Raw genomic sequence first — 11606 nt, 5'->3', positions numbered from 1 at the left:
GCGTCAGGAACAACATCGCCTTCCCGCTGAAGATGGCCAAGCTCGACAAGGCGGTGATCGACAGGAAGGTCGACGATGCCGCCCGTATCCTTAACCTCACCGATTATCTCGAACGCCGGCCCTCGCAACTGTCCGGCGGCCAGCGCCAGCGCGTCGCCATCGGCCGCGCCATCGTGCGCGAACCAAAGGCGTTCCTGTTTGACGAACCGCTCTCCAACCTCGATGCGGCGCTGCGCGGCACCATGCGGCTGGAAATCTCCGAGCTGCACAACACGCTGAAGACGACGATGATCTACGTCACCCACGACCAGGTGGAAGCCATGACCATGGCCGACAAGATCGTTGTCCTCAACCGCGGCAATATCGAGCAGGTCGGCTCACCGATGGAGCTTTACCGCTCGCCCGCCAACCTCTTCGTCGCCGGTTTCATCGGTTCGCCGCGCATGAACCTGGTGACCGGCGACTATGCTCGGCAAAAGGGAGCGACTACCGCCGGCGTGCGGCCGGAGCATTTGGTGCTGTCGAAAGAAAGTGGCCTCTGGCAAGGCAAGGTTACCGTCGCCGAACATCTCGGCTCCGACACCTTCCTGCATCTCGACGTCCAGGGCATCGGCCCGATCACTGCAAGGACCGATGGTGAGTTCGAATGCAGACACGGCGATACCGTCTTCATCACGCCGGATGACACAAAGATCCACAGGTTCGATGAAAAGGGCATCGCGATATGACGGGAAGACTGGAAGGCAAATCCGCGCTGATAACAGGTTCGGCGCGTGGCATTGGCCGCGCCTTTGCGGAAGCCTATATACGCGAGGGCGCAACCGTCGCCATCGCCGATATCGATTTCGAACGCGCCAGCAAAACCGCCCGTGAAATCGGCGAGAACGCCTATGCCGTCGAACTCGACGTGACCAAGCAGCACTCCATCGACACGGCCATCCGCACGGTGGAGGGCCAGACCGGTGGCCTCGATATCCTCATCAACAATGCCGCGCTCTTCGATCTCGCACCGATTGTCGAGATCAAACGCGATAGCTACGAAAGACTGTTTTCAATCAACGTATCAGGCACGCTGTTCATGATGCAGGCCGCCGCAAAAACAATGATTGCTCGGGGAAAAGGCGGCAGGATCATCAATATGGCAAGCCAGGCGGGCCGGCGTGGCGAGGGACTGGTGGCGATCTATTGCGCCACCAAAGCCGCCGTCATCAGCCTCACCCAATCGGCCGGGCTCGATCTCATCAAGCACGGCATCAACGTCAATGCGATCGCGCCCGGCGTGGTCGATGGCGAGCACTGGGACGGCGTGGATGCGCTGTTTGCGAAATATGAAAACCGCCCGGCCGGTGAAAAGAAGCGGCTGGTCGGAGAGGCCGTGCCCTTCGGCCGCATGGGCCGTGCCGAAGACCTGACCGGCATGGCGATCTTCCTTGCCTCCGATGAGGCCGAATACATCGTCGCCCAGACCTATAATGTCGATGGCGGCAACTGGATGAGCTGAGTATCGGGCGCTTGCCGCCCGGCCTTGGCACGAACAACGTTTCCCCTTCGAGGATCGTGACATGACATGCAAACTCTCCCTCGCAACGCTTGACGAAGCCAGAAAAACGGCGGCGGTTCCGGCCTATTCCCGGACCGATCTTTCAGCCGGCATCGTGCATTTCGGCGTTGGCAATTTCCACCGCGCGCATCAGGCGGTTTATCTGGATGACCTCTTCAACACGGGTGCGGACCATGACTTCGCCATCATCGGTGCGGGTGTTTTGCCCTCCGATGCGGTGATGCGTGAGAAACTTGCCGCGCAGGATTTCCTGACCACTGTTGTGGAGCAGGACAATAACCGCACCGGTGCGCGTGTTACCGGGCCGATGATCGACATTCTGCAAGTTGGCGATACGCAGCGCATCATCGATACGCTCGCCGATCCGAAAATCCGCGTCGTTTCGATGACGATTACCGAAGGCGGTTATTTCATCGACGCTTCCGGTTCCTTCAATCCGCAGCACCCGGCAATTGCCGAAGACGGGCACAACCCGGCGACGCCGAAAACCGTGTTCGGCTTCATCGTCGCCGGGCTGAAGGCGCGGCGCGACAGGGGGCTTCAACCCTTTACCGTCATGTCCTGCGACAACATTCCCCATAATGGTAAGGTCACCAAAAACGCGGTGGTCGGGCTCGCGGCTCTCTCCGATCCTGCTTTCGCCAACTGGATCGGCGAAAACGTCGCTTTCCCCAATTCCATGGTCGACCGCATCACGCCCGCCACCGGCGAACGCGAACGCAATATTGCCCGTGACGATTTCGGCATCGACGACAACTGGCCGGTCTTCTGCGAGGAGTTCAAGCAATGGGTGATGGAGGATAATTTCCCTGCCGGTCGCCCGGCGCTCGAAAAGGCTGGCGTGCAGTTCGTTAAGGATGTCGCGCCTTACGAGCACATGAAAATCCGCATCCTCAACGGCGGCCATGCGGCAATCGCTTATCCGGCCGCGCTGCTCGACATTCATTTCGTGCATGAGGCGATGGAGCATCCGCTGATCCGGGCATTTCTGGCAAAGCTGGAAAAGGAAGAGATCATCCCGGTCATTCCGCCGGTTCCCGATACAAATCTCGCGGACTATTTCGGCCTGATCGAGCGGCGTTTCCTCAACCCGAAGATCGGCGACACCATTCCGCGTCTGGCGCAGGACGGTTCCAACCGCCAGCCGAAATTCATCTTGCCGTCCACCGCCGACCGTCTGGCGCGCAGCGAGGATATCATAGGCCTTTCGCTGGTTTCGGCGCTCTGGTGCCGTTATTTCTACGGCACCACCGACAGCGGCAAGCAAATCACCTTCAACGATGCCAGCGCCGAGCGTCTGCAGGCGGCGGCCATCAAGGCCAAGGATGATCCGATGGCCTTCCTCGCACTCGACGATATTTTCGGGGAGGTTGCCGAATCGGAGCTTTTCCGTAAACGCTTTGCCCATGCATTGAAGACGTTGTGGCGCGAAGGCACGGCGAAGACCTTGCAGCTTTATCTGGATGACAAGCTGGCTGAAAAGTGACCACGAGATGGAAGACGAGACCGCGCCCCTTTTGATTTTCGATTGCGACGGCGTTCTCGTCGACAGCGAGCCGGTCTCCATCTCCGTCCTTCTCGATATGCTCTCCCATCTCGGCGTGACGATGGGAGAGGAGGAGGCCTATGAGCGCTTTCTCGGCCGCAGCGTCGCCAGCATGACGGCGACGCTGTTTGAGGATTATGGCGTCGAGACGGACATCGATTTTCTCGATCATATGCGCGCGACGCTGTTCGAACGTTTCCGCACTGAGCTTCGGCCGATTGATGGTATTGGCGAAACACTGGACAGGCTGTTGCCGCTTCGGCGTTGCGTCGCTTCCTCAAGCCAGCCGGAGCGCATCCGTTATTCGCTGGGACTGACCGGCCTGATCGACAAATTCGAACCGCATGTCTTCAGCGCCACCATGGTGAAGAACGGCAAGCCGGCGCCTGATCTTTTTCTGCATGCGGCGCGCGAAATGGGCGCTGATCCGCGTCACTGCATCGTGATCGAGGACAGCCCGGCGGGCATTGCCGCCGCAAAGGCAGCCGGCATGGGCGTTTTTGCCTTTACCGGCGGTTCGCATGCCCGCTTTCCCGCATTCCGCGAAAAGATCGCCGGGCTTGGGGCGGATGCCGTGTTTGACGCGATGCCGGATTTGGTCCAACTTGTTGGCAATTATGTGGGGAAGGGCGGTTTTGACAGGCGGGCGGAACGCGATGCAGGCTGAGCGGGACTCTGCCTGCTGCCGCCCGGAGGTCGTTGCGCAAGGGATGGAATTGCAGTCTTGATGCGTCAAAATCTCGTCGCTGTCGATGTCGGCACCGCCAGCGCCCGGGCCGGCATTTTCGATCCGGCCGGCCGGCTGCTTGCCCGCTCCACCCATCCCATCCTGATGCAAAGGCCGCAGGAAAACCACGCCGAACACGATTCCACCGATATATGGAACGCCGTCTGCATCGTGGTGAAGGCAGCGCTTGCCGAGGCAGGTGTTTCGCCCCAAAGCATCGCCGCCATCGGTTTTGACGCCACCTGCTCGCTCGTTATCCGTGATGGGCGGGGTGAGCCCGTTTCGGTTTCCGTTACCGGTGAAGACCGGTTCGACACCATCGTCTGGCTCGATCACCGGGCGATAGGTGAGGCCGACCGGCTGACGGCATCCGGCCACCGGGTGCTGGATTTCGCCGGCAACAGCGTCTCGCCGGAAATGCAGATACCGAAGCTGATGTGGCTGAAACAGCATATGCCGGCCAGCTGGTCGCGCATGTCCTTCGCCTTCGATCTGGCGGATTTCCTGACATGGAAGGCGACCGGCTCAGCGCAGCGTTCAAATTGCACGCAGACGGCGAAGTGGAATTTCCTGGCACAGGAAAATCCCGGCTGGCAGGCGGGTTATCTGGAACTGGCGGGCCTTGCCGACCTGAAGGAGCGGGCAGGCCTTCCCGAAACCACCGTGATGCCGGGGGAAAGCATCGGCCCGCTTTCGCCCGAAGCTGCCGACGAGCTCGGTCTCGATACCGGCTGTGAGGTGGCGGCGGGCATGATCGACGCCTATGCCGGCGCGCTTGGCGCGCTTGGCGGCTGCCTGTCTGCAGATGTCGGCCGGCATGTGGCCCTGATCGCCGGGACTTCGAGCTGCCTTGTCGCCATGTCGGAGCGGCAGATGCCCGGCCACAGCCTCTGGGGGCCCTATTGGCAGGCGATCCTGCCCGGGCACTGGCTGGTGGAAGGCGGGCAATCGGCCACCGGTGCGCTGCTCGACCATATCGTGCGCATGCATGCGGCAGGCGGTGAACCGGATACGGCGCTGCATGCCCGCATCGTTGCGCGGGTAACGGAGTTGCGCGCGCTTGAGGGCGAGGCCTTCGCCGAGCGGCTGCATGTGCTGCCGGATTTCCACGGCAACCGTTCGCCGCTTGCCGATCCACATGCCGTCGGCGTTATCAGCGGGCTGACTTTGGATACGTCTTTCGACAGTCTCTGCCGTCTTTATTGGCGCACCGCCGTGGCCATTGCGCTTGGCGCCCGCCATGTGCTCGATGCGATGGAGCGTTTCGGTTATGCGGTGGAAAGCCTGCATGTCACCGGCGGACATGTGAAGAACCCGCTGCTGATGGAGCTTTATGCCGATGTGACGGGCAAGCGCATCGTGGTTCCCGCAACCGCCGACGCGGTGCTTCTCGGAACGGCAATGACGGCGGCGACGGCCGGCGGGGTGCATGCGAGCCTTGCGGCCGCCGGGGCCGCCATGTATCCGGGCAACGCGGAAATATCAGGCAACCCGGCGCTCGCACCCCGTTATGAGCGGGACTACAGGCGTTTCCTCGCCATGTACCGGCATCGTCAGGAACTGGAGAGCCTTTGATTTTCTGAAGGAAAATACGAGGCCGAGTGGGTGCCGCGCGTTTCTTCTCCCCGCCGGGGAGAAGGTGGCCCGAAGGGCCGGATGGGGGGGAACGCGAGCGATGAACGCACTCTAGCCCCCTCATCCCGCTGCCGCGGACTTCTCCCCGGCGGGGAGAAGAAACGAGCGGCAACCGCTCGATCCATATGCCGCCGCTGCTGCTAGCCGCAATCAACCACGCAGCGAGCGTTTCAGGGCGGTTAGGTTCTTTGCCCTTGCCCTGCCGCTATCATCAGCGCTGGCGCCAAGCGCACAGAGGGGGAATTCCAGCAGGGAAACCAGTTGCAGCAGGCCCTGGCCGCCATTCTGCGCCTGCGGCATGGCAAGACAGAGATCGGTGCTTTCCGGGCCCCATTCATAAAAGCGTGTGGTGATCAGCAATGTCCTGTAGCCGCTCTTGCGCGCCATTGCCGACAGGCGCTGCAGCGGTGACAGGCTGCCGCCGCAATCCATGATGACGAGCAGGGGGTGAGCGGGGTCGAAATCCCACAGGGCGACATAGGCCGCGCTGTCGCTGCCGAGATAATGGATGTGGCCGCGACTTTCCAGAAACCGTCCGTAAAAATGACGCCCGGCGTCGAGGCCTTCCGGAGAAGTTGCCAGAAAGACATCGCCCGCCGTGGCGATCTCGTTCATGGCAAGTCGCCAGATCGACTGGGTCGTCATGTCGAAGGCGGTCTGGATGGCCTGGATCTGCTGGGACAGAAGCTGCGAAAACGGGTTGGACTGGCGTTCGCGGCCTTCTGCCGTTGCCGGCTGGTCCGCACCGGCGGTTTCTTCGGCATGGCGCAGATCGGCGCGGATATCGCTGAATTGCCGGTATCCCAGCGAACGCAGGAAACGTCCGACCGTCATCGGGCTGAGGCTGAGCTTGACAGCCAGTGTCTGCGCCGTCTCGAACGGTAATTCGTCCAGATGTTCGATCAGATATTTAGCGATCTTGCGCTCGGAGGGCGTGCCTGCCTTCATGGCGCGCGTAAGGTTCAACAGCAGCTTTTCCACCAACGCCTCATTCTTTTATCTTTATTGAACGATGATGCATGCGCGCGCGCAAACGAGCGTGCGAACCGCAATTTGACGGTGGGGGATAGCTTCTCCGGCCTTGTCCTCCACCGGACGGGAATGCGAATTATAATAGATAGATTATTATATTTTAGAGATACCTTTTATTCAAGAGAAATTCCATCTGCGGTTTAAATCCAGACATCTGGCATCTTTTCGCCCGTCTTGCAGAGCGGGCGGGCAGCGCTTATCTCTCGCCTGATAAGAGTGTTTCAACGCTAAAGGCGTCGAGGAGTTCCGAATGATTTTTGATGCGGCGAGGCTTGCCTTTCACAATCTCTTTGCCGCCGAAACCCGGTCGGTGTTCTGGAAGGTTCTGGGGCTCACGCTTCTCGTGCTGGCGGCGCTCTGGTTCGCCATCCGCTCGATCTTCATTTATTTCGCCCTGCCGTGGGTGGATACGCTGATACCCGGCGTGCCTGATTGGGCGGGCTGGCTGAGCTTCGTTTTCGCCATTTTCGCCGGAATAGGCCTTGCACTGGCGCTCGCGCTGCTCATCTCGCCGGTCACCGCCGTTATTGCCGGCCTGTTTCTCGATGATGTCGCCGAAGTAGTTGAAAAAAAGAGCTATCCGAACGATCCGCCCGGCGAGGCGATGCCGATCGGCGAGGCTGTGCTGTCGTCCATCAAGTTTTTTGGTGTCGTCATTGCCGGCAACCTCGTCGCGCTGTTGCTGCTTCTGGTGCCGGGCGTCAACCTCATCGCGTTTTTCCTGGTGAACGGTTATCTGCTCGGCCGGGAATTCTTCGAATTTGCGGCGATGCGTTTCCGAACACCCCTGGAAGCTAGGCAGTTCCGCTCAAAACACCGCGCCACCGTCTTCATGGCCGGGCTGGTGATCGCGGCCTTCCTGGCGGTGCCGTTCCTCAATCTGTTGACGCCGCTTTTTGCCGCCTCGATGATGGTGCATCTGCACAAGGCCGTCAGCCGGCGCGATCCCTCATTCGCCGCCGGCCGCACCGAACAGCTGCGCGGGTAATTCCACCAGCGGCGCCGGAATATCGAAGGTCTTTTCCGGCGACTTGCAGATATCGGCAATCACGCAGCGCTCGCATTCCGGCTTGCGCGCCTTGCAGCAATAACGCCCGTGCAGGATCAGCCAGTGATGGGCGTGGAACAGATATTGTTCGGGAATGATGTGGATCAGCCGGTCTTCAACCTCGTCAGGGGTTTTGCCCGGCGCAAGACAGAGCCGATTGGCAATGCGGAAGACGTGGGTATCCACCGCAAGGGTGGGCACGCCGAAAGCCATCGACATCACCACATTGGCGGTCTTGCGGCCGACGCCGGGCAGCGTCACCAGCTCTTCGCGGGTCTTCGGCACCTCACCGCCGAAATTGTCGATCAGCATCTGCGACAGGGCAATGACGTTTTTCGCCTTGTTGCGGTAAAGCCCGATGGTCTTGATATGGCCGATCAGCTGTTCCTCGCCGAGCGCCAGCATCTTTTCCGGCGTATCGGCCACCTTGAACAGTGCGCGCGTGGCGCGGTTCACGCCCACATCGGTTGCCTGTGCGGAAAGCGCCACGGCCACCAGCAGGGTGAAGGGATTGGTATGTTCCAGCTCGCCTTTCGGCTCCGGCCGCTGAATGGAAAAGCGGCGAAAGATTTCTGTCAGCTCATCCTTCGAATAGACCGTTTTCACCCGCGCCGGCTTGCGGACGGATGCCGGATTTGACTTTTTCAATGTTTGGGTGCTGGATCGTTTTTTGGCGACTGTCATGGACTATCTATAGCCAGCCCGCCCAAAGGAAAGCAACGTGGATACGCTCAACGACCAGCCGATTTTCGCGGCGGAACTCGTTCCGCACCGTTCGCTTGGCAGAAGGGGTTTCCGGCTGCTCCTGCTTGTCTCCGGTCTGGCCTGCCTTGTCTATGGCGGCTTCTTCCTCGCCACCGGGGCATGGCCCGTCGGCCTGTTCTTCGGGCTGGATTTTCTGCTGCTTTATGTCGCGTTCCGCGCCAATTACCGGGCTGCGAAGGCGCGGGAAGAGGTCAGCGTTTCGCGCACCAGCCTGTCGATCCGCAAATTTTCTCCGGCCGGGCGTATGGTGGAGCATCGCTTCAATCCCTTCTGGGCGCGCTTCAGGGTCAGGCGGCATGACGAGATCGGCATCGTCTCCATGCATGTGACGGGCGAAGGCCGCGCAACCGATATCGGATCGTTTCTCAATCCCGATGACCGTGAAAGCTTCGCCAAGGCTTTCGGCGGCGCGCTGGCGACCGTCAGGCGGCGGATGTGAGGGGATCAGGAAGTGTCGGCGCGCTCTGCCGCCCTCATCCCTGTGCTTGTCACAGGGATCCAGCCAGCCCAAGTCCTTGGGCTGAAAGAACTCCTCCCGCCACGCGGACACGTGTCTGCTGGATTCCTGTGACGAGCACAGGAAGGAGGGTGAGTGGGTGTTCCGGCCAACGAACATTCCTTGCGTATCGTGATGCCGCGCAAGAAACGGGTGGAGACGAAGTCGCTTTAATGGTTTTCTCTTACCCGTTAGGAGATTTGCGATGAACGCCAATATTACGCTGAACGAAGACATCACCCCCATCGGATCGGACTACGACACGGTGCGCGGGGTTATCGAGCTTTTGACGCTGGATTATCGCGAGCAGCCCTCCCTTGAAGCCATTGCCGCAGAGCTCGGCCAGTCGCCGACGCAATTGCAGAAGACCTTCACCCGCTGGGCCGGTCTGTCGCCCAAGGCCTTTTTGCAGGCTGTGACGCTCGATCATGCCAAGCGGCTGTTGCGCGAAGAGGATCTGCCGCTGCTGGAAACCTCGATCGAGGTCGGCATGTCGGGGCCGGGACGCCTGCACGATCTGTTCGTCACCCATGAAGCCATGTCGCCCGGCGAATGGAAGGCCAAGGGCGGCGGGCTGACGATCCGTTACGGTTTCCACACCTCGCCCTTCGGCCTTGCGCTGGTCATGGTGACCGATCGTGGCGTTGCCGGTTGCGCCTTTGCCGATCCGGGCGAGGAAAGAGCCTGTTTCGAAGATATGGCCGGCCGCTGGCCGAATGCTGACTATGTCGAGGATCGCGAAGCGACCGCGCCTTATGCCGCGCGTATCTTCGATCCGTCCATGTGGTCGGCGGACAGGCCGCTGCGCGTCGTGCTGCTCGGCACGGATTTTCAGGTGCGGGTCTGGGAAAGCCTCCTGAAAATCCCGATGGGCCGCGCCGTCACCTATTCGCACATCGCCTGCGATATCGGCCAGCCCACGGCTTCCCGCGCCGTGGGTGCAGCAGTCGGCGCCAACCCCGTCTCCTTCGTCGTTCCGTGCCACCGCGCGGTCGGTAAAAGCGGGGCGCTGACCGGTTATCATTGGGGCCTGACCCGCAAGCGGGCGATGCTCGGCTGGGAAACCGGAAAGGTGTGACGGGGGATGATAACCTCTGCCGATCCGTCGAGGATCGGCTATTCTTTGCCCATGAAGAGCACGATCGAACTTCCCGATGATCTGAAGCGCCGGATAGACCTTCTGGCAGAGCGCTCGAATTTGAGCCCAGTCGCATCATAGAAGATGCGCTGTCGCATGGCCGTTCCCTGGCATGGCAGGAGAAGTGGACAAGCGATGTCAGGGCTGGGCTGGCTGAGGCAGAAGCCGGAGAGTTCGTTTCCGAAGAAGAGATTGACGCTGTTTTGAACAAATACGCCAAGGCCTGAAACGCGTGCGGTTGGTCTGGACACCGCGTTATCTTAAAGAACTTGACGGTATCGGCGACTACATTGCGGGGCGTAATCCGCGTGCGGCGGCAAAGGTCGTTCGGGCAATCCACCAGACAGCGGCACGCCTTCTGTCCGCCAATCCTTATCTCGGCAGTCACGATGAAATCGAAGGGACGAGGGAGCTGGTTATTTCCGGTCTGCCCTACATCGTGGCTTATCGCGTGACGGACAGGCAGATCGAGGTCCTGTTGGTTCAGCACGCCGCCCGGGAATGGCCAGAGAAAATCTAAACCAGCTTCATCAATGCCCTTGCCGCCGCCTCGTCCGTTATCAGCGTATTGCACCCGATGCGCTTGATCGTGGCGCGGATGGCGACGGCGCGGTGGGCGCCGCCGGAGGCGAGAACGATGTGTTTGGCTTTGCGCAGCGTATCGAGATCGATGGCCATGGCGCGCTGATTGATCGGGTGATCGACGGAGCGGCCTTCGGCATCGATGAAATTGAACATCGTGTCGCAGACGCAGCCGGCGTCGATGAGTTCCTGCAGCGTCGCCTTCGAAATGAAACCCTCCGACAGCGAGGTCGAATGCGGGCCGATATCACCGCAGGAGACGATGGCGAGATCAAGCGTTTCGGCGAGATCGTAAAGCGTCGCGAGTCCACATTTTTCAATCAGCGCCCGTTTGGTCTCGACGGAATCCACCAAAAGCGGTGCGAGGAACATGTAACATTCCGCCCCGAGCGCGCTTGCCAGCCGCCAGGTGTAGTCGAGCGGGTTGGTCTGATGCACGGCGACGATACCGCCGAGCAGCGAGACGACCTTGCAGTTTTCCCGGCGCGGCGGGCGGAAGCTGGAAAGCGAAGCGGTCATGGTGCGTCCCCAGCCGACGCCGATGGTGGCGCCGTTCGGCACCGCTTCGGAGAGAAATTGCCCGAGCGCCAGGCCCACGGCCTTGGCCGTGCCCTCGACGCTTGCCTTGTCGGGGGAGGGAATGATGACGGCCTCATCCAGCCCGTAAGCCGCCTCCAGCCGGCCGGCCAGTTCGACGAAATCCTCGATGCCCTCGTTGATCCAGATCTGCACCTCGGAGCGTTTCATCGCCTCATCGAGAAGGCGGATGACGGTGGAGCGGCTGATGCCGAGCTTCTCGGCGACGTCTTTCTGCGTCATGCCCTGATTATAATAAAGCCACGCGGCGCGCAGCCTCAGCGAAGCCGCTTCCGAATAGGCCGTATGGGTTTCTCTTCTCAGTTTCGCCACGGTTTCCGCCATTCTTTATGTTGGCGGAGTATCGCAGGCATGAAACTTATGTCAATTGCGATGCGCAAATGTCTTGACTTTGGGCCGTGCCGCTTGCGATAGTCGGAGCCGGACAAACCGCGATTTCGGCCTTGGGCGCACCCATGGTGCGGGAACGAAAAGACGGG

Annotated in this window: 12 protein-coding genes and 1 pseudogene; 10 read left to right on the top strand and 3 right to left on the bottom strand. The window is 60.7% G+C overall.

The window, feature by feature from the left end; all coding sequences use genetic code 11:
- The 5 genes from ASB65_RS15610 to ASB65_RS15590 all read left to right on the top strand — a co-directional run.
- On the top strand, positions 1–728 hold a 728-nt coding region (locus ASB65_RS15610), incomplete at its 5' end, for an ABC transporter ATP-binding protein (RefSeq protein ID WP_060724571.1).
- Positions 725–1501, top strand: a complete 777-nt coding sequence (locus ASB65_RS15605; RefSeq protein WP_060724570.1) for an L-iditol 2-dehydrogenase — start codon at positions 725–727, stop codon at positions 1499–1501. The genes ASB65_RS15610 and ASB65_RS15605, both read left to right, overlap by 4 nt.
- 61 nt (positions 1502–1562) lie before the next feature.
- Positions 1563–3047 carry a mannitol dehydrogenase family protein gene (locus ASB65_RS15600; RefSeq protein ID WP_060724569.1) on the top strand — a complete coding sequence of 495 codons (1485 nt, stop codon included), beginning with the start codon at positions 1563–1565 and terminating at the stop codon, positions 3045–3047.
- Between the two features lie 7 nt (positions 3048–3054).
- A complete protein-coding gene (locus ASB65_RS15595; protein WP_003510472.1) occupies positions 3055–3774 on the top strand; it encodes an HAD family hydrolase in 720 nt (239 codons plus the stop codon).
- Positions 3775–3834: 60 nt separating this feature from the next.
- The gene (locus ASB65_RS15590) at positions 3835–5409 is read left to right on the top strand and encodes an FGGY-family carbohydrate kinase (protein WP_060724568.1); all 1575 of its coding nucleotides are present in this window, start codon (positions 3835–3837) and stop codon (positions 5407–5409) included.
- A 210-nt stretch (positions 5410–5619) separates the two neighbouring features.
- On the opposite strand, the gene ASB65_RS15585 is transcribed toward ASB65_RS15590, so the two are convergent.
- Entirely contained in the window at positions 5620–6453 is an 834-nt protein-coding gene (locus ASB65_RS15585; RefSeq protein ID WP_060724567.1) for a MurR/RpiR family transcriptional regulator, read from the bottom strand.
- A gap of 298 nt (positions 6454–6751) precedes the next feature.
- On the opposite strand from ASB65_RS15585, the gene ASB65_RS15580 reads away from it, so the two are divergent.
- Positions 6752–7489 (top strand): sulfate transporter family protein, encoded by a 738-nt coding sequence (locus tag ASB65_RS15580; protein WP_020809871.1) that lies wholly within the window; start codon positions 6752–6754, stop codon positions 7487–7489.
- Here the strand turns inward: ASB65_RS15580 and nth are convergent.
- Positions 7451–8233 (bottom strand): endonuclease III, encoded by a 783-nt coding sequence (nth, locus tag ASB65_RS15575; protein ID WP_060724566.1) that lies wholly within the window; start codon positions 8231–8233, stop codon positions 7451–7453. The genes ASB65_RS15580 and nth overlap by 39 nt on opposite strands.
- Positions 8234–8270: 37 nt before the next feature.
- Here nth and ASB65_RS15570 point away from each other — a divergent pair, with 37 nt between their 5' ends.
- From ASB65_RS15570 to ASB65_RS15560, 4 genes and pseudogenes are all read left to right on the top strand, one after another.
- Positions 8271–8753: a DUF2244 domain-containing protein gene (locus ASB65_RS15570; protein WP_060724565.1), complete on the top strand. Its 483-nt coding sequence runs from the start codon at positions 8271–8273 to the stop codon at positions 8751–8753.
- Between the two features lie 262 nt (positions 8754–9015).
- On the top strand, positions 9016–9888 hold the full coding sequence (locus tag ASB65_RS15565; protein ID WP_060724564.1) for a methylated-DNA--[protein]-cysteine S-methyltransferase: 873 nt from the start codon (positions 9016–9018) through the stop codon (positions 9886–9888).
- A 51-nt stretch (positions 9889–9939) separates the two neighbouring features.
- Positions 9940–10175 (top strand): annotated as a pseudogene (locus ASB65_RS28910) (CopG family ribbon-helix-helix protein).
- Positions 10176–10180: 5 nt separating this feature from the next.
- Positions 10181–10468: a type II toxin-antitoxin system RelE/ParE family toxin gene (locus ASB65_RS15560; RefSeq protein ID WP_060724563.1), complete on the top strand. Its 288-nt coding sequence runs from the start codon at positions 10181–10183 to the stop codon at positions 10466–10468.
- On the opposite strand, the gene ASB65_RS15555 is transcribed toward ASB65_RS15560, so the two are convergent.
- On the bottom strand, positions 10465–11439 hold the full coding sequence (locus tag ASB65_RS15555; protein WP_060724572.1) for a sugar-binding transcriptional regulator: 975 nt from the start codon (positions 11437–11439) through the stop codon (positions 10465–10467). The genes ASB65_RS15560 and ASB65_RS15555 overlap by 4 nt on opposite strands.
- Between the last annotated feature and the right edge of the window lie 167 nt (positions 11440–11606).

This window comes from Agrobacterium tumefaciens str. B6 (genome assembly GCF_001541315.1).
In the GTDB taxonomy this organism is placed as follows: Bacteria; Pseudomonadota; Alphaproteobacteria; order Rhizobiales; family Rhizobiaceae; genus Agrobacterium; species Agrobacterium radiobacter.
Note: the sequence above shows the minus strand (reverse complement) of the source record. Positions and strands in the feature narration are given on the sequence as shown.

Coding starts and splice junctions, on each gene's coding strand:
- ASB65_RS15590 (WP_060724568.1), top strand. CDS start 3,835: ATGCGTCAAAATCTCGTCGCTGTCGATGTCGGCACCGCCAGCGCCCGG.
- ASB65_RS15605 (WP_060724570.1), top strand. CDS start 725: ATGACGGGAAGACTGGAAGGCAAATCCGCGCTGATAACAGGTTCGGCG.
- ASB65_RS15580 (WP_020809871.1), top strand. CDS start 6,752: ATGATTTTTGATGCGGCGAGGCTTGCCTTTCACAATCTCTTTGCCGCC.
- nth (WP_060724566.1), bottom strand. CDS start 8,233: ATGACAGTCGCCAAAAAACGATCCAGCACCCAAACATTGAAAAAGTCA.
- ASB65_RS15600 (WP_060724569.1), top strand. CDS start 1,563: ATGACATGCAAACTCTCCCTCGCAACGCTTGACGAAGCCAGAAAAACG.
- ASB65_RS15595 (WP_003510472.1), top strand. CDS start 3,055: ATGGAAGACGAGACCGCGCCCCTTTTGATTTTCGATTGCGACGGCGTT.
- ASB65_RS15565 (WP_060724564.1), top strand. CDS start 9,016: ATGAACGCCAATATTACGCTGAACGAAGACATCACCCCCATCGGATCG.